The sequence below is a fragment of the Uliginosibacterium sp. H1 genome, from assembly GCF_036017065.1.
Classification (GTDB): Bacteria; Pseudomonadota; Gammaproteobacteria; order Burkholderiales; family Rhodocyclaceae; genus Uliginosibacterium.
On the sequence record NZ_JAYXHR010000001.1, the window covers coordinates 1,178,921 to 1,197,431 of the forward strand.

At 64.6% G+C, this 18,511-nt stretch carries 14 protein-coding genes; 8 read left to right on the plus strand and 6 right to left on the minus strand.

What is annotated here, in order from left to right; translation table 11 throughout:
• The 7 genes from VVD47_RS05430 to VVD47_RS05460 are packed head-to-tail and all read left to right on the plus strand — an operon-like array spanning window position 1 to window position 8,584.
• Window positions 1–1,023, plus strand: a complete 1,023-nt coding sequence (locus tag VVD47_RS05430) for a glycosyltransferase family 2 protein (protein ID WP_327602376.1) — start codon at window positions 1–3, stop codon at window positions 1,021–1,023.
• Window positions 1,020–2,033, plus strand: a complete 1,014-nt coding sequence (locus VVD47_RS05435; protein WP_327602377.1) for a class I SAM-dependent methyltransferase — start codon at window positions 1,020–1,022, stop codon at window positions 2,031–2,033. Before VVD47_RS05430 ends, VVD47_RS05435 begins: the two co-directional genes overlap by 4 nt.
• A 22-nt stretch (window positions 2,034–2,055) precedes the next feature.
• On the plus strand, window positions 2,056–3,663 hold the full coding sequence (locus VVD47_RS05440) for an acyl-CoA ligase (AMP-forming), exosortase A system-associated (RefSeq protein WP_327602378.1): 1,608 nt from the start codon (window positions 2,056–2,058) through the stop codon (window positions 3,661–3,663).
• Between the two features lie 18 nt (window positions 3,664–3,681).
• Window positions 3,682–4,923 (plus strand): pyridoxal-dependent decarboxylase, exosortase A system-associated, encoded by a 1,242-nt coding sequence (locus tag VVD47_RS05445; RefSeq protein WP_327602379.1) that lies wholly within the window; start codon window positions 3,682–3,684, stop codon window positions 4,921–4,923.
• 12 nt (window positions 4,924–4,935) lie between these two features.
• The gene (locus VVD47_RS05450; protein ID WP_327602380.1) at window positions 4,936–5,850 is read left to right on the plus strand and encodes a glycosyltransferase family 2 protein; all 915 of its coding nucleotides are present in this window, start codon (window positions 4,936–4,938) and stop codon (window positions 5,848–5,850) included.
• Between the two features lie 25 nt (window positions 5,851–5,875).
• A complete protein-coding gene (locus VVD47_RS05455; RefSeq protein ID WP_327602381.1) occupies window positions 5,876–7,693 on the plus strand; it encodes an asparagine synthetase B family protein in 1,818 nt (605 codons plus the stop codon).
• 36 nt (window positions 7,694–7,729) lie between these two features.
• Window positions 7,730–8,584, plus strand: coding sequence for a hypothetical protein (locus tag VVD47_RS05460; protein ID WP_327602382.1), 855 nt, complete (start codon window positions 7,730–7,732; stop codon window positions 8,582–8,584).
• A gap of 22 nt (window positions 8,585–8,606) precedes the next feature.
• Here VVD47_RS05460 and VVD47_RS05465 read toward each other — a convergent pair whose 3' ends face one another.
• From VVD47_RS05465 to ffh, 6 genes are all read right to left on the minus strand, one after another.
• Window positions 8,607–9,542, minus strand: a complete 936-nt coding sequence (locus VVD47_RS05465) for a beta-1,6-N-acetylglucosaminyltransferase (protein WP_327602383.1) — start codon at window positions 9,540–9,542, stop codon at window positions 8,607–8,609.
• A gap of 20 nt (window positions 9,543–9,562) precedes the next feature.
• Entirely contained in the window at window positions 9,563–10,822 is a 1,260-nt protein-coding gene (locus VVD47_RS05470) for a hypothetical protein (RefSeq protein ID WP_327602384.1), read from the minus strand.
• 32 nt (window positions 10,823–10,854) lie between these two features.
• Window positions 10,855–13,239 carry a hypothetical protein gene (locus VVD47_RS05475; protein ID WP_327602385.1) on the minus strand — a complete coding sequence of 795 codons (2,385 nt, stop codon included), beginning with the start codon at window positions 13,237–13,239 and terminating at the stop codon, window positions 10,855–10,857.
• A gap of 287 nt (window positions 13,240–13,526) precedes the next feature.
• Window positions 13,527–14,774, minus strand: coding sequence for a putative Na+/H+ antiporter (locus VVD47_RS05480; protein ID WP_327602386.1), 1,248 nt, complete (start codon window positions 14,772–14,774; stop codon window positions 13,527–13,529).
• Window positions 14,775–14,785: 11 nt separating this feature from the next.
• A complete protein-coding gene (locus VVD47_RS05485) occupies window positions 14,786–16,042 on the minus strand; it encodes a putative Na+/H+ antiporter (protein WP_327602387.1) in 1,257 nt (418 codons plus the stop codon).
• 8 nt (window positions 16,043–16,050) lie between these two features.
• Window positions 16,051–17,406 carry a signal recognition particle protein gene (ffh, locus tag VVD47_RS05490; protein ID WP_327602388.1) on the minus strand — a complete coding sequence of 452 codons (1,356 nt, stop codon included), beginning with the start codon at window positions 17,404–17,406 and terminating at the stop codon, window positions 16,051–16,053.
• A gap of 172 nt (window positions 17,407–17,578) precedes the next feature.
• On the opposite strand from ffh, the gene VVD47_RS05495 reads away from it, so the two are divergent.
• Window positions 17,579–18,316 carry a cytochrome C assembly family protein gene (locus VVD47_RS05495; protein WP_327602389.1) on the plus strand — a complete coding sequence of 246 codons (738 nt, stop codon included), beginning with the start codon at window positions 17,579–17,581 and terminating at the stop codon, window positions 18,314–18,316.
• Window positions 18,317–18,511: the final 195 nt, after the last annotated feature.

The following is an 18,511-nucleotide window of genomic DNA, read 5'->3' on the forward strand; positions in this document are numbered from 1 at the left end:
ATGCCAACGTCGCCCGCAGCCTCCATATGCGTGCCCGTCTATAACGGCGAGGCTTATCTGCGGCCAGCGCTGGACAGTGCCCTGGCGCAAAGCAGGGAGGACTTCGAGCTACTCATCGTCGATGACTGCTCCCGTGACAGCAGTCCGGAGATCATCCGGGAATATGCCCTGCGGGATCATCGCATCCGCCATCACCGCAATGAACGCAACCTGGGACTCGTTGGCAACTGGAACCGGTGCGTCGAACTCGCCCGGGGCGAATGGATCAAGTTCCTGTTCCAGGACGATCTGTTGCACCCCGACTGCTTGGCCAGGATGACGGGCGCCACGGAAAGCCAGGATGCAATCGTCTTCTGCCAGCGCACCGTCCTGTTCGAGGAAGACCTCGCGGCCTCCGGTCGCAGCTTTTATGAAGAGCATTCGCCACTGCTGGCCCGCACCTTCGCGATGGGCAGCCATCTTCCGGCGCAAGCCATCACGGCCTGGACCCTGAGCAACCGCTTCCTGAATGTCCTCGGCGAGCCGACAGCCATGATGTTCAAGCGCAGCGTCCATACCGACCATGGGCCCTTCAATCCTGCGCTGTCGATCCTTTGCGACATCGAGTTCGCGCTGAGGGTCGGCAGCAAGCACGGGGTACGCCTGGTTCCGGCTCCCCTTGCCTACTTCCGTGCCCACGGCGGCTCGACCAGCGGCGCACTGTTCGACACGGCACAGTTCCGTCACAAGTACCTGGACACCATCGTGTGGCTGCACGAAATGTGTTTCGCGCCAGCATACGAACAGTTGCGCAGCATCGTAGCCAGGGAGCTTCCGAAGCTGAACCTGCGTCGCGAATTGCTCGCCCGCATCCAGCTTGCCCACGAGTACATCGCCACCACGGCTGGTCATTCTGCCGAGCTGGCAGCCGGAATGCAGACGGGGCTGGACGACCTGCTCCAGCAACTGCCGCGCGCACGGCCTAACCGGCTGGACCTCGCGGCGTGGCGACTGCGGAAAGCCTACTGGGCGCTGGCCAGATGAGTACCGCCATCCCGTCGTCCGCCCCCGCGACTTATCGGTGCGCCTGCTGCGGAGGGGACCGCAAGGCGGGCGAGCATCTCGCGCGAGAACGAATGTACGGGGACGACATTTCCTTCCGCTACGCCGAGTGCGCGGACTGCGGCACCCTGCAATTGCTCGACCCGCCCGCCGACATGGGATGGTATTACCGCGAGCCCTATATCTCCTGGCAGGAAGTGCCGGCATACGTCGATCAACGTCTCTCGGCGTTCTCCCGCCTTCTCCGCGGTTGGCGGTTCGCGGACCGCCTCGGGCGCTTCAATCCCGTCGGGCGCATCGCTCGTCATGCGTTCGGCGAACCGGAGTTCCCCTTTCCGTTGACCTGGTTCGAGCACAGCAAGGCCGGGCCGGGAGCGCGGATATTCGACTTTGGCTGCGGCAGCGCGCGTGTCCTGAAGTACTTGCGCTACAACGGCTACCGGCATCTCCACGGCCATGACCGGTACATGCGGAAGCAGACCAGCCTGCCCGGCCTCGAGTTGACCGCCGAAATACCCTCGCGCCTGGCGGCACAGTGCGACCTGGTGATGGCCCACCATTCTCTGGAGCACCTGGACCGGCCTTTCGAAGGCGTTCAGGAACTCAAACGCCTGCTGAAACCCGGTGCCACGCTGCTCATCCGCGTGCCCGTTGCGCAAAGCCACGCCTGGCGGCAGTACGGTACGTCCTGGGTCCAGCTCGACGCGCCACGCCACCAGGTACTGCCCTCGGAACAGGGCATGCGACGGATGCTCGAACGTGCAGGTCTCAGTCTCACGCGGGTGGACTACGATTCGTCCGCCTTCCAGTTTGTCGGCAGCGAGCAATACTTGCTGGACATCCCCCTGTTTGATCCGCAACGATCCTTCGTGGCGGGTCACAATCCGGATCTTTTCTCGGCGAAGCAGCGCGCCGACTGGGCGCAGCTCGCACAACGCCTCAATGAACAGGGCGATGGCGACCAGGCCTGTTTTTACGCCCGCCTCTCCTGAACGCAACAATGCATGTAACGGTATGACCCGAGATACCCACCTCCTGCATCATCTGGTTTCAGCAAGTGCCGAACGCGACCCGCAGCGCGTGGCCCTCACCGCCAGCGAAGGCCAGCTCGACTATGCCGGCCTGCACGACGCCGTGCAGCGCTTTGCGTCAGCCTGCATCGTGGCGGGCCTGCCACGCAGCGCCCGTGTCGGTATCTATCTCGACAAGCGGCTGGAAACCGTCATCGCCAGTTTCGGCGCTGCGGCAGCAGGCTGTGTGTTCGTGCCGATCAACCCGCTGCTCAAACCCGAGCAGGTCGGCTACATCCTGCGCGACTGCAATGTCTCGCTGCTGGTGACCTCGCCAGATCGTCACACCCTGCTCGCCCCCACGCTGGCCGCCTGCCCCGACTTGCGTCACGTGATGCTGACCGGCGACAAGTCAGCCGATGCCGGCGGCCGCTACGCCGTGCATGCCTGGACGGCGGTCATGACGACGGCCACCGACCTGCGCGGCGGCCACCGCGTCAGTGACGCCGACATGCTGTCCATCCTGTACACCTCCGGCAGCACCGGCCGGCCGAAGGGCGTGGTGCTGTCCCACCGCAACATGGTGGCCGGTGCCAAGAGCGTGGCGAGCTACCTCGGCAACCATGCGGAAGACACCTTGCTGGCCGCACTGCCACTGTCCTTCGACGCCGGGTTCTCTCAACTCACCACCGCCTTCCATGCCGGTGCGCGCGTGGTGCTGCTCAACTACCTGATGCCGCGCGACGTCACCAAGGCACTCGAACGGGAGAAGGTCACCGGCCTCACCGCCGTGCCACCGCTGTGGATCCAGCTCACCCAGGTGCAATGGCCGGAGAGCATTGCGGACAACCTGCGCTACATCGCCAACACCGGCGGTCGCATGCCGTTCGAGACGCTGAAGGCCCTGCGCGAACGCCTGCCAAGGACCAAGCCCTTCCTGATGTACGGCCTGACCGAGGCCTTCCGGGCGACCTACCTCGATCCCGTTGAAGTGGATCGTCGCCCGGACTCCATCGGCAAGTCGATTCCGAATTCCGAGGTGCTGGTGCTGCGCGAGGACGGCACGGAATGCGCCCCCGATGAACCGGGCGAACTGGTTCAGCGCGGTGCGCTGGTCGCCATGGGCTACTGGAACGACGTGGAGAAGACCGCGGAGCGCTTCAAGCCGCTGCCTGCCGCCCAGCGCCCGGACGGCCTGGTGCTGCCGGAAATCGCGGTGTTCTCCGGCGACACCGTGCGCCGCGACGCCGAAGGCTTCCTGTACTTCATCGGCCGCCGCGACGAGATGATCAAGACCTCCGGCTACCGCGTCAGCCCGACCGAGATCGAAGAGGCCGTATATGCCACGCAGATGGTCGGCGAATGCGCAGCCTTCGGCGTATCGCACCCCAGCCTGGGCCAGGCCATCGTGCTGATCGTCACCGGACGCGACGGTGCTGCGGTCGATGGCGATGCCCTGCTCGCGCAACTGAAGCGCGACTGCCCGGCCTACCAGATTCCCGCGAAGATCGAGCTGCGTCCCGGCCCGCTCCCCCGCAACCCGAATGGAAAGATCGACCGCAAGCTGCTGTCCGGCGAGTTCCAGGATCTCTTCGAACAAGCCGCCCGCTAAGCACGACACGCAAGAACGATGAGCGAAACCCGTCAGCCTCCCAAGCACGCGCCGCAGAGCCACTACCCCGTCGAGGGCAATGAGCTGCTGATCGGCGGTATTCCCGCCTCCCGCCTCGCGGCACGCGTCGGACAAACGCCTTTCTACGCTTACGACCGCAGCGTGCTGGGCCGTCGCGTGCAGGAACTGCGCACGGCCCTGCCGCAGGCGCTGTCCCTGCACTACGCCATGAAGGCCAACCCGATGCCGGCGCTGGTCGGCCACATGGCCGGCCTGGTCGACGGGCTGGACGTCGCTTCGGGCCGCGAACTGCGTGTCGCGCTGGACAGCGGCATGAACCCGCAACACATCAGCTTCGCCGGCCCCGGCAAGAGCGAAGTGGAGCTGACCCAGGCCGTGGCCACGGGGGTGCTGCTGAACGTCGAATCCTTCCGCGAAGCACGCGAGCTGGCACGCATCGGCGAGCGCAGCGGCTGGACGCCGCGCGTCGCCGTGCGCGTGAATCCGGACTTCGAACTCAAATCCTCCGGCATGAAGATGGGAGGCGGCCCCAAGCAGTTCGGCGTGGATGCCGAACAGGTACCGGCCCTGCTCGCCGAGATCGGACAACTGGGCCTGGGATTCGAGGGCTTCCATCTGTACGCCGGCTCGCAGAATCTCAAGGCGGAGTCCATCGTCGAAGCCCAGCAGAAGAGCTTCGAGCTGGCGCTGCGCCTCGCCGCGGACGCGCCACGCGCCGTCACCACGCTGAACCTCGGCGGCGGCTTCGGCATCCCCTACTTCCCGGGCGAGACGCCGCTGCAGCTCGCCCCCATCGGCGACAACCTGGCCACCATCCTGGATCGCGCCGCCACGGCCTTGCCGGGCGCCGAGATCGTCATCGAGCTGGGCCGCTACCTGGTCGGCGAGGCCGGCGTGTACGTGTGCCGCGTGGTCGACAAGAAAGTCTCGCGCGGCCACACCTACCTCGTCGTCGATGGTGGCCTGCACCATCACCTTGCCGCTTCCGGCAACTTCGGCCAGGTGATCCGCAAGAACTACCCCGTAGCGATTGCGACGCGCATGGACAGCACGGCGACCGAGCAAGCCTCGGTGGTCGGCCCCCTGTGCACACCGCTGGACCTGCTGGGCGAGCGCATGGAACTGGCCACGGCCGAACCGGGCGATCTGGTCGCCGTGTTCCAGTCCGGTGCCTACGGCTACACCGCCAGTCCGCGCGACTTCCTGAGCCAGCCTCAGCCAGTCGAAGTGCTGGTCTGACGGAGTCCGGCGATGCCTCGCGTCAGCGTCATCATCCCCGCCTACAACGCCGCACCGCTGCTCGGCCCGACGCTGGAGACCACCCTCGCGTCGACCTGCCGCGACTTCGAGATCGTGGTCGTCAACGATGGTTCGCGCGACGACACGGCGGAAGTCGCCGCCGGCTACGGCCCGCAGGTGCGGGTGATCTCGCAGGCGAACACAGGCATGTCCGCCTCGCGCAATCGCGGGGTCGCCGAGAGCGACAGCGAGTTCATCGCCTTGCTGGACAGCGATGACATCTGGCACCCGGAAAAGCTGCGCCTGCAGCTGGCGGCGCTGGACGCACAGCCCGACCATGGTTTCTGTTTCACCGAATTCACCAGCTGGCACGGTGAGGATTGCAGTGCCTGGCTGGCGCAAGCGCGCGATGGCCGCATCGAGCCCAGCCTGAGCGGCTGGATCTATCACAAGATGCTGCTGACCAACTGGGCCCTGCCGTCGTCCGCCCTGTTCCGCCGCAGTCTGTGGGACGCGCTGGGCCCCTTCCTGTGCGCCGATCACCAGACCGACGACTGGGAGTACTTCGTGCGTGCCAGCCGCGAATCCCGCTTCGTCAAGCTGGCCGAATCGATGGTGCTTTACCGCCAGCACCCGGCCTCGCTGTCGCGCAAGCTACCCGCGCTGAACAATACCGAGCTGATGCGCGAATCACTGATCGCGCGCTTCGGCCTCCGCTCGCCCGATGGCAGTGAGGTGGACCATCGCGAACTGGCACGCCGACGTCATGCGGGCTGGTGCAACTTCGCCGGTGCACACTGCTCGCGCGGCGATGTCGGCATCGGCATGGGCGCGTTCTGGCACATCCTCAAGCAAGGCCCCCATCGCACCGCATCGCTCAAACGCATGGCCAAGTCGCTCGCACGACGGGCCATTCCCCAAACCTGAACGCAAGTCTCCTTCCCACAATTCCATGATCCAGGGTTCCATCGATTTCGGCGACCGCAACCAGTTCGACGCACTCTCCCGTCAGATTTCCGCTTTCGGGCCGGACACTGCACTGAACGTCGATCAGGGCAGCCTGCTGCTGCAGGCTTCCGGTGCAAGAACACGCGTGCTGAGTCATGGTGGCGCGTTGCTGGTCACCCTGGGCGAACCGCGCGCACGCAGCGAGGCTCTCGCCCGCGTGATTGCCGAACAGGGATGGGCTGCCCTGCTCCCCGCGCTGCTGGCATCGCCCGACGAGACCCTGGCCGGCCTGGCCGGACGCTTCAGCCTGCTGTGGCTGGATGCCGCCAACCAGACCCTGGGGCTGGTCACGGATCGCTTCAACACCCACAGCCTGTGCATCGCGCAGGACGGCAGCCGCATCGCGTTCGCGGATCGTGCCGACAAAGTGCCGGTGGCGCGGCAGATCGATCCACAGGCGATCTTCGACTATCTGTACTTCCACGCCATCCCGGCACCGCGCACGATCTTCCGCGGCATCCGTCGCCTTCCGCCGGCCTCGCTGCTGCTCGCCGGTCCCCAGGGCGTGCAGCAGCGGACCTGGTGGTCGGCGCGGTTCAGCGAGCCGACCCAGGGCGACGCGAATCGCCTGGGTGAAGACTTCCGGGGCATCGTGCGTGCCGCAGTCGAGCGCGAGACCCGCGCGGGAAGCACGAGTGGCGCCTTCCTTTCCGGCGGCACGGACAGCTCGACGGTCGTCGGCATGATGGTGCAGGCCGCAGGCGGTCCGGTCGACGCGTATTCCATCGGCTTCGAAGCGGAGGGCTACGACGAGATGGAATACGCGCGCATCACCGCGCGTCATTACGGCGTTCGTCACCACGAGTACTACATCACTCCCGAAGACCTGCTCAGCGGCATCCCCACCGTCGCGGCCCACTACGACCAGCCCTTCGGCAACTCGTCCGCGGTCCCCGCTTACTACTGCGCGCGTCTGGCGCGTGCCGACGGCATTACGCGACTGCTCGCCGGCGACGGCGGCGACGAGTTGTTCGGCGGCAACCTGCGCTATGCCAAGCAGCAGGTCTTCGAGCGCTACCAGGCCGTACCGGCACCGCTGCGGCGCCTGCTGCTGGATCCGGTATTGACGCAGGGCTGGCTGCGTGGCGTGCCGCTGCTGCGCAAGGCCGCAAGCTACGTCGCGCAAGCCAACACTCCGCTTCCCGACCGGACCGAGCAATACAACCTGCTGCTGCGCCTGGGCCTCAATGACATCTTCGAACCGGCCTTCCTGGCAACCGTGGATACCGGCGCGCCCATGCAACTGCAGCGCGAAGTCTGGCGCGCCGTGCAGGCAGACAGCCCCCTGAACCGCCAGCTCGGTTTCGACTGGCGCTTCACGCTAGCGGACATCGATCTGCCGAAGGTCATCGGCACCACGGGCCTGGCGGGTGTCGAGGTGGCGTTCCCCTTGCTGGCGGACGAGCTGGTGGATTTTTCGGCATCGCTCCCCCCCTCGTTCAAGCTGCGCGGACAGCAGTTGCGCTGGTTCTTCAAGGACGCGCTGAAGGACTTCCTGCCTCCTCCCATCCTCAGCAAACCGAAGCACGGTTTCGGTCTGCCTTTCGGCCCATGGACGCTGAAGCACAGCGGACTGCAGACCCAGGCCCGCGATGCACTGACAGCGCTGGGACGGCGCGGCATCGTGCAGCCCGGCTTCCTGGACACCTTGCTGCGCGACAAGCTGGCCCAGCATCCGGGCTACTACGGCGAAATGGTGTGGATCTGCCAGATGCTGGAGCACTGGCTGCAATCACACGCGCCGGATTTTTCGTTGCGCTGAACCAGGGCAAGCAGAACAGTTCGGACACTTTCGCCCATGACGCACACCCGCACCCTGGCCCGCCTGGACCGCTACAACAAGCTGCGCCCGCTGCTGCGCAGCTACCGCAGCATCTTCCGGCACCAGTTGATCGGCAGCAGCGTGACGCTACCGGCCGGCATTCCGCGTCCGGGAAAGATGCTTCGCGTGCTCATCATCGGCGCCTACCTCGGCAAGCGCGAGAACACGGCTGCGCACCTGGCCGGCCGATTCGCATCCGCCCAGGGCGTTGACGTCACCCAGGCCTGGGCCAGCATCGGCGGCAAGAGCAGCGACCCGACGCTGGCGGCAGTGACGCGCATCGAGATCGACGGCGGCATTCCCAAGTTTCCGTTGATGAACCGCCTGCTCGCCGGCTTCGATCTGCGCGAGTTCGACTATGTGATCGTGAGTGACGATGACATAGTCGTGCCCCACGGCTTCCTGGAGAGCTTCCTGGCCCTGCAGCAGCACCTGGGCTTCGCGCTGGCCCAGCCTGCGCGCACGCCGACCAGTTGCGGCAGCAAGCAGATCACGGTGCGTGAGCGCGGGCTGCTGGGCCGCAGCACGCGCTTCGTCGAGATCGGCCCTGTATTCTCGGTGGCCGCTTCGGCCTTCGGGCTGCTTTTCCCGTTCGACGAGAGCAATGCGATGGGCTGGGGCTACGACTACCACTGGCCGGTACTGCTCGACGGGCATGGACTGGGCATCGGCGTCATCGACCACACACCGGTGGACCACAGCATCCGCCCGCTGGCCAACGCCTACAGCGGCGAACTGGCCGCACAGGACATGCGTAACTACCTCGCGCGCCAGCCTCATCTCGACAAACGCGAAGCGGAAGTCACCCTGCAGCGCTACGCCCTGCCCTGACGCCCGGCGAAGGCACGGCCGGTCATGGTGTGGTGACGAGACCCTGCCCTGTCCGCGCGGTTTCATCCTGCCAGTAGCGGGCCGCGACATCGGCCTCCACCTTGCGCGCGAAGAGGCAGCCCTCCGCCAGCGCCTGCTGCACCTCCACAAGGCTCAGGTAAGCCGGACTGGCCACGCCGGGAGGGAAGCGGACCTTGCGCGCACTACCGGCAGGCACCCGGCCAGCGCGGTAGTGCAGGATCTGGAAGAAGTGCTCGTCGGAACAGCGGGTCCACCGGAATCGATGGCAGAAGTCTTCCATGTCGCCGGCCTGTTCCCACATGGCATGCACGCTGCTGGCGCGTAGCGACCACCATGTACTGCCAATGCGAATCTCGCTGACGTCAAAATTCCTTCGCGGCGGGAACGGCTTCTGCGCGTCGCGCAGCTTCTTGAAGGCCAGGTTGTGCCAGTGAGCGCGGTTGCGCGGATGCTCGCCGAGGATGTTGTAGCGATTGATACGCCAGGCATAGCCCGACTTGTGTTCGCTTTCGATGAAATCGGCGTCGGGTGGCAGGGCCTCGATGCGTGCGCCCATCGAGGCGAAATCCATCAGTGGCAGGCATTCGCCGCTCATCAGGTGCAGATAGCGGAAGCCGGAGAATCGATCCAGCGCCGCCTGAATGCCTAGCAAGGTCGCCCGGACCTGGGAAAAGCCGCCCCAGTTAACCCGTACCGAACGATCCAGCACGTGCACACGTGGGTCACCGGCAAAACGCTGCCCCAACCCGATGAAACGCTCGACGTGCTTGGCATCCACATGCACCACCACGGCAGCGCCCAGCCGCAGTAGAAGCTCGATCAGCCATACCACCTGATCAGGCTTCTGGAACACCATCAGCACGACGACGTGGTCCGGCGCCTGATCCGGATAGCGCGATTCATCGCCACGACCAGGAACGGGCGACAGTCCAGTCATGGCGAAAATCCGACCCGTCGTCAGGCCATCCGCAGGATGCGCCACTCCTGCGAAGCACGCGACATATGCGCCACCGCCCTCAGATGCGGGATGTACTGCATCTTGGTTTCCGGCAGGATGTGCGTTCCGTCCCAAGGCCCGGGGATGTTGGCGTATTGCACGTCGCCAGTCATCGGATCGCACCAGTACAGTCGAAGCGTCTTGGCCGAATCCGAGTAGGTCGCCACCAGCAACTTGCCGACCTCCGGCACGTAGGCAGACGCTCCGCCATCGTAGTAGTTCTGGAAGGTGTCCGTCGCTGCAGGGCCACTCAATCTCACTTCCGTGCGGGTATTCGACGGCAGGTCGTACACGAATACGGTGCCAGGCCGTATGACGTCCGGGCGCATGAATGCGTACACGCGGTTGCCGTAGTGGCAGCTCGCAAACGTCCAGGCCGTGTCACTTGCAGGCAGAGCGACCTGCGAAACGTAGAAATTCTTGCTGATCGGGTCGAACTCCATGTTGCGACCCTGATTCTGGTACTGCGTACAGTTCAGCACCAGGCGCTGGCGGGCCCCGTCATAGAAGCAGAACATGTTCTCGCCGCCGCTGGCATTGGGTCCGTGCTGGGCATGGGGGTTGTACACGCGCCATGTGCCACTCGACAGATCCGCGATCCATGTCCGTCGGCACCACATCATCAACTCGTTGCGCGCCGGGTTGTACACCATGCTGCCGTAGGTATGCCTGGCGGTCGGGGTGTTGGGCTCGAAGGGCCAGAAGCAGTCGTAGCTGACCGAGTAATCGGTCGGATTCGCCTTGGAGTAGTCGTCGGCCGGCGGATAGATGGTGAAGCTGCCCGTGCCGGACGTCGTGTAGCGCGCGTCGAACTTGGCGGGGTCGGTCGGGAGGATCTCGATCTCCCACTTCATGCGGTTGAAATCGAAGCGATACAGCCCGTTGTTGGCGCTGTCGTGATGCCCGCCACCAAAGAACCATGCACGCGGTGCAGTGGGGTCCACCGCCATGCCGGACCAGGCACCGACCACACCGTCCCACTTGCCCGTGCCCACGTCTCGCCAGCCCGGTACGCGCGCCTTGACGGCTGCATCCAGCACGTCCATCCGCGTACCCGCAACCTTCACCCACTGCCCTGTCGGAACCTGTGCCCAGCTCACCGCCGTCACCCGGCCGTCACTTCCGAAACCGGGAGTCCAGGTGCCCGTCGCGGCATCGAAACTGCCAACGACGTTGTCCTGAGACCAGACCGCGGCCTGAGGCATCAGGACGCCCAACATGAAAGGATTCGATGTAGCAGTCAGCCTCATGTTCATGCTCTCGGTGCGAGGCCCCAACGGGGATCTCGTGTCAGCCCCGCCTTGCAGGCGTTGTAGTTGGTGGCAAACAGGATGCGATTGAATGCCGCCGCCGCACCCGGCACGTTCTGGTTCACGCACATTGCCAGCGCACTCATGCCGTACTCGAAGTAATCACTGCCGAAACCGGTCTTCACTGCCCACGAGTTGGGATGCACGCTACCCGCGGCCGTATTGCGGATGAACCCCGTGTCGAACGCAGCCTGCTTGGTCATGCCGATGAAACGCTCATAGGTGAGGTTGTAATTGGCATCGATCAGGGCCTGGCGTTGCGCGTCCGACTGTCCTGCCACGTAGCCCGGCCACCCGCCGGGCGCGAGATAGACGCGATAGGGCTGGTGGGACCACAACCATCCTGTCGGGTCGCTACCGGCGGCGTAGCGCTTGACGAGCCCAGTCCCCACCCTCTGGAGCAATGTCTGATGCGCCGTTTGCTGCGCGCCAGACAGCAGCTTCATGTCGGCGATCCAGCACAACGATCCGACGGCATAGTCGCTTTCCCAGAAAGCATGTCCGCCCGGGTCTCCCCAGTTCTCGGGTTCCGTCAGCACACCGAGCGCATTGGTGTGGTACGCGGCCATCCAGACCATCGAGGCTCCGAATGCGTTGACGTAATTTGCACGCTCCGCGTCGTTGTCCGGGGTCAGGGCCGCGCAAAGGCCAAGATTGCGCAACCCCCACGCCACGCCACGCATCTGGCGGTTACGCACGACCATGCCGGTTGCATTGCCGCGATAGCCCACGTTCCCGGTGTAGTGGTCCCACTTGACGTAGAACTGCAGTTCTTCCAGATGCCAGTAGTCGCCGGTCAGCAAATAGGCGGTGTATCCCGGCAGCCATCCATGGGAAATGTCCCAGTCCCCACCGTACTGCCCGGACCAGAAAGCCCGGCCTCCAGGCACTCCGTTGCCGCCGCTCTGCGGCTTGAGGACAGTCGGATGCTCGCCGTAGGTCACCACATTGCGCGTCGTGCCACTCCGGAAGTGCACCGAGTACGCAGCAGAGGCAAAGGAGTTCACCAATACGGCACGGTAGGCACGAGGGTCGGCCGTCACCGCATAACAAGCGTCCCACTTCGGCAACCATCCGATCGAGGAGTGATCTCCCGAGCCCCCCAACTGGTTGCCCGGCAAGTTGTGCTGGCCGTAGGGCGTGTAGCTCTGGGAAAAGCCGGTGTAGGCGCTGTCGACCAGACCGTCAGTCTGGAAGGCCGGCACCGCGCCACTTGCCTGGAGATAGCTTGCGGCGTGCCTGGGAATGACCCCGGGGTCGCCACCGATCCAGAGCTTGCCGCTATGTCCCGCAGTGCAAACCATGCGGGTGTGGCTCTTGATGTCGACAGCGTTGCCACTGTCGTAGGCCGTGGCATTGCCGGCCGATACGACGACGCGCACGACCTTGTTGGTTGCACCGGTGTAATCGAAGTGTCCGTTCTCGACACTGGTCATGTACTCGACGCGCCCGCCTTTGTAGAGCCGGACGTAGAGCCAGACGCATAGCTGGTCATCGACTGGCAAACGGTACTGCCATTCGGATGCGATCGGGCCGCTCAGGAGTTGACGTACGGGCGACCCGAAAACCGACGTGAGCGCCACTTGCGAACTACCGACCTGGACCACGATGGCCGGGTTGGCCGCCACCAGGTTGGCTTCGGTCAGCGGCGTTGCGACCGGCTCACTGCCACGCAGCAAGGCAATCGATTTCGGGGTGCCGGCAATCAGGTCGCACCGTCCTGACAGGACAGCAAACTTCACCGATCCGTCCGGCCAAGTATTGCGCACGACGGCCTGGAACTCCGGGATACTGGCCCTGACGGCCGTGCCGCCAGGCACATCGCCTTGCTTGAAGAAATGACCAATCGTCCAGGGCAACAAACTGCCGCCGACGGAAGACGACAACTGCAGTGTCGTGATGTATTCCGGGAGCGGGTCCGCAGTGACCGTAAGACTGAGGTTGGTAAGTTGCGGAGAGGGCCCGGACCCGTCATAGCTGACGATGCCCGACTGGGTGTCGAAACTCACGCCGGCAGGCAGGGCACCATTCAGGGCAAATACCGGCGCGGAGTAACCGACGGGTATCTGGACGTACTGCGCCATGGCGTGCGAGCCCGGCGCGCCGCCTTCGAAAGTGATCTGCGGAATGGTGCTGATCGAGATCGAGGACAGAAGGCCTTTGCCGACCCCGCCGCTGCCTCCCCCGCCACCACTACCCCCTGCTCCGCCTGCACCGCCGGAAGAACTGGAAGAAGAGCCGCTGGCACCCGCGCTTGGCGCACCACCTGCTGCGCCTCCGGAGCTACCGCAACCGTACAGGCCCACGGAGCCGACGAGCGCCGACATCGACTTCAGGAATCGGCGTCGATGCGACAAAGGACGTATGTATTTCACGATCAGACGATGACCCGGCTGGAGTGCGTGCCGGGGATGCAATGAGAAGACGGCATTAGGCCACCGCCCTGTCGTTAGACCCCCTCCCGTGTCCGACGAGAGGGTGCATTGCAACCCTCTGCGGCTCGCGGCGCATAGTACCGGTTTCGGGTATATCCCGAACGCTCAGCGAGCATGAATCGCAACACTCACCCAAATGGGCAGCATGCCCGGCTGTCAGGCGATCGCCCGAGATTTAATTACAACAACAAAAATGCAGAAACCGCCACACAGGTGGGCACCAGCGCCGCAAGAAGAAGACCAAGCGGGCTGATCGCATCGTCATCGAAATAGTTCTTCAGTAAGGCGAAGCCCGCCGGATTGGGGGCATTCGCAATCACCGTCAGCCCGCCCCCGGCGACGGCGCCCGCCACGAGTGCGTACTTGAAGCCCTCGCTCACTCCTTCGACCAGCGAGCCCAGATAGGTCAGCGCCGCGTTGTCCGTGATTGCGGTCAGGCCCACGGCACCGAAGAACAACAAGCGTTCATCCATGTCCGCCAGCAAAGGCTGCAACCACCAGCGCTGCAAGCCGCCGAGTATCACCAGCCCGGCGAGGAACAGGGCCACCATGAGACCTTCGCGCAACAGCAGGCGGTCCTGAAACTGCTTGTACGCATCGGCAAAGCCGAGGAAAAGCAACAGCAGCGGAATGAACGCGACAGGGTAGTGGCCGCAGACGACCACGCCTGCGAGGAAGAACACGTGGATCAGCATCACCGCGTAGGGCACGCGCCTGATTTCCTGCGTCACGACTTTGAGCCCCAGCAGTTCACGACGGAAAAACAGCGTCAGCAGGGCCGTGTTGACGAGCACCGCCAGCGCCGCCTTCCAGCCAAAGGTGTGCAGCATGAACGCGGAATCCCAACCCCAGGTGCCGGCCACCATCAGGACCGGCGGCGCGGCATAGCTGGTCAACGTGCCGCCAATGGACACATTGACGAACAACACGCCGAGCGTGGCGTACTTGAGTCGCGTGGACGCGCCCTGGCTATACAGCGCATCGCGCAGGATGAGCGCCGCAAGGGTCATGGCGGCGGGCTCGGTGATCAGGGACCCCATCAAGGGCACGACCGATATCGCCACCACCACGATGGCAAGGCTGCGCTGAAGCGGCAGCACGCCCGCCAGGCCTCTCACGCCAAGCGTGGCGAGTTGCAGGATCGGCTTGGTCGCGGCGATGACCATCACCGCGAAGACGAACATCGGCTCCGTGAAATTCAGCCCCTGCAGGTAGCTTAGGGTTTGGCCACCGCCGAGCAGGGGCAGCATGAACACGATGAGAACGCAGGCCCAGATGCCGAACACCGCTTCGATCTCGCCCAGCAGGTGCCACAACCCGCCGTGCGCCTTCGAATGATGGGCCAGATGCTCGAAACGGCTCGCCATGAAGGTGTGGATGACCGCCAGCGCAAACAGCACGGTGGCCAGGGTCTCTACGTGATTCATGATCTCTCCGGTTACAACAGCAGGAAACACAGGACCGCAACACAGGTAGGCGCCAGGGCGGCCACGAACAATCCGCCGGCAGCAATCGTCTGCTGTGCGAAGTGCTCTTTCAGCACCGCGAATCCCGCGGGATTCGGCGCGTTTGCGATGACGGTGAGACCTCCCCCCGTGACCGCACCGGTGACCAGCGCATACCTGAAATTGTCGTCGATTCCCTCGACCAGTGATCCGAGGTAGGTCAACGCTGCGTTATCTGTCACCGCGGTCAGCGCGGTGGCACCGAAGTACAGGACGGTATCGTCCATGCCGGCCAGCACCGGTTGCAGCCACCACTGCTGCAACGTGCCCAGCACGACCAGCCCCGCGAGGAACAGCGCGACCATCAATCCCTCGCGCAGGATCAGCCTGTCCTGGAAACGATCGTAGGCACTGACCACCCCCAGGAACAGGAGGAAGATCGCCATGAAGACCTTGGGGTGATGCGCCATCGCCACGACACCGGCGAGGCACAGCAAATGCATGACGGTCAGCAACACAGGTACGTCGCTTCGCTGCTCCCGTTCGTAGTCGAGCTTGCGCAGCTGGCCAGCGAACAATGTGCTCACCACCGCGGCGTTGATCAGCACCGCCAACGCCGCCTTCCAGCCAATGTGGGTCAGCATGAAAAGCGAATCCCAGCCCCACTTGCTCGCCACCATCAACACCGGTGGCGCCGCAAAGCTGGTGAGCGTGCCGCCGATCGACACATTGACGAACAGCACGCCCAGCGTGGCGTACTTGAGACGCGTGGAGAGCCCTTTTGCGTAGAAGTGGTCGCGCAGCATCAGGGCCGCGAGCGTCATGGCTGCCGGCTCGGTGATGAACGACCCCAGCAGGGGCACGACCGATAAGGCCAGGAAGTAGAAGGCCACGGCGGGAGGCAGCGGCAGGCAACGCACGAAGAACTGCACGACCCCCAGACAGCACTGCGCGACCGGCCGCGAGGCAGCCACCACCATGATGACGAAGACGAACATCGGCTCGGTGAAATCGAGCCCTTCCAGGTAGTCGACGGGCGCCGCCGGCCCCCGCAGGAACACCATGGCCAGCAGCAACAACGCGGCCCAGATGCCGAATACCGCCTCCACCTCACCGAAGAAGTGCCATATGCCGGCATGCGCCGGGTAGCGATGGGCAAGCGCCTCGAAGCGCTGGGTCAGGAACGTATGGACGACGGCCAGCGCAAACAGGGCGCTGGCGATCCACTGGAGGGGATCTGCCTGCAGCACGAGGCTGCTCAGCGCATCCCGGGCATCATGCCTTTCATGCCGCGCATGAGCTTGCCGATGCCGCCCTTGGAAAACTGCTTCATGACCTTCTGCGTCTGCTCGAACTGGTTGAGCAGACGATTGATTTCCTGCACCTGCACCCCTGCTCCGGCAGCGATGCGGCGCTTGCGGCTGGCCTTGAGCAACTCGGGGTGGGCACGCTCGTACGGCGTCATGGCGTTGATGATGCCCTCCACGCGGCGCATCGCCTTTTCCTCGACGCCACCCTGGATCTGCTGAGCGGCCTGGGCAAACTGCGCCGGCATCTTGTCCAGCAGCTTGCCGATGCCGCCCATCTTGCGCATCTGGGCAATCTGCTCCTTGAAGTCGTTGAGATCGAAACCCTTGCCGCTCTTGAGCTTCTGCGCGAAGTCACGCGCTTTCTCCTCGTCGACCAGCGCACGCGCCTCTTCCACCAGGGACAGGATGTCGCCCATGCCGAGGATGCGGCTGGCCATGCGCTCCGGGTGGAACTCGTCCAGCCCCGTGAGCTTCTCGCCAATACCGGTGAACTTGATCGGCGCGCCCGTGACGTGGCGAACCGACAAGGCCGCACCACCACGGGAGTCGCCATCCAGTTTGGTCAGCACCACACCGGTCAGCGGCAAGGCCTCGTTGAACGCCTTGGCGGTGTTCACGGCATCCTGGCCGAGCATGGCGTCGACGACGAACAGGGTTTCGATGGGATCCAGCACGCCATGCAGGCGGCGGATCTCGTCCATCATCTCGGCATCGATGGTCAGACGACCTGCCGTATCCACCAGCAGGACATCGAAGTAGTGCCGGCGAGCGTAATCGACCGCCGCCCGCGCGATATCCACCGGCTGCTGCGAAACCTCGGACGGAAAGAACTCGGCCCCGGCCTGCTCGGTCACCGTCTTCAACTGGGCGATGGCTGCCGGGCGGTACACGTCACAGGAAACCGTCAGCACCTTCTTCTTCAGCTTCTCGCGCAGGTGCTTGGCCAGCTTGCCGACGGTGGTCGTCTTGCCTGCCCCCTGCAGACCCGCCATCAGGAACACGGCCGGCGGCTGGGTGGCGAAGGACAGCGGCACCTGCGCGCCGCCCATGATGTCGATCAGCTCGCGATGCACCACCCCGACCAGTGCCTGGCCCGGCGTCAGCGAACCGACCACCTCCTGGCCAAGTGCCTTCTCCTTCACCCGCGCCACGAAATCCTTGACGACGGGCAGCGCCACGTCGGCCTCGAGCAGCGCCATGCGCACTTCGCGCATCATCTCGGCAATGTTCTCGTCGGTCAGGCGTGCCTGGCCGCGCATGGTCTTGACGACCTTGGCCAAACGTTGGGTGAGGTTATCCAGCATGGTGTCGGGGACAGCAGAGAAATGCGGGGAAGAAGGCGGGATGTGACGCAGACGCGATGCAGACGGCCCGCAGGCTGGCGCGCGAGGTTACACTCCAAGGATGCCTGGCATTCTACTGTATCTGCTCCCGGCCACGGCCTACGCGGCGCTGGGCATCCTGTGCACGCGCGCGTTGCGCAAAGGCGAGGCGCCGGTCCGGTCGGCAACTCGCAGCCTTCTGGCAGTGGCACTCATCCTTCATGGCGCGAGCCTGAGCAGCGCGCTGTTCGACGGCGGCGGCCTGCGATTCGGTTTCGGCGCAGCCTTGTCGCTGACGCTGTGGCTGGCGATGCTGTTCTACTTTCTTGAGAGCTTCATCGCCCGGCTCGACGGCCTGCCCGCCATTGCCGCACCCATCGCTGCATTGTGCTGCCTGCTTCCCTGGCTGCTTCCCGGTCACTCGCTGCCGGACGGTGACACCCGCAACTGGGCGTTTCGTGCCCATGTCGTCGTCGCCATGCTGGCTTACAGCCTTTTTACGCTGGCGGCCCTGCATGCTTTGCTGATGGCACTGGCAGAGCGGCAGCTGCATCACGCCCGGCTGTCGCGCGGTCTGGCCGGCCTGCCACCACTGCTGGTTCTTGAGAACCTGCTGTTCCGCCTGATCGGCGTCGCCTTCCTGCTGCTGACACTGACAGTGTTGTCTGGCGTGTTCTTCTCCGAGCAGTTGTTCGGCAAGTCGCTGGTCTGGAGCCACAAGACGATTTTCACGATCGCAGCCTGGTTGCTCTTCGGCGCCCTGCTGGCAGGCCGCCGTGCGTGGGGCTGGCGCGGCCGCACCGCGCAGCGCTATACGCTGGCCGGCTTCGTCTGCCTGCTGCTGGCCTACGCCGGCACCCGCTTTGTTCTGGAGGTGATTCTCGGGCGCTGATGGCGGGAGCACCGAAGCTCTTGCCACGTAACAGATCAGCCTCAACTTGGCGCAGCCCGCGCCGACAATGTCGTCAGGAGCAGGAGCGCTTAGCGCCCGGCCGTTGAGCAATACCCCACGACTGTCGCCGCGCAGCTTTACAAACTGTGAAATTACGGTGCAACATCAAAATATTGCGCTAAGCATATGATTAGC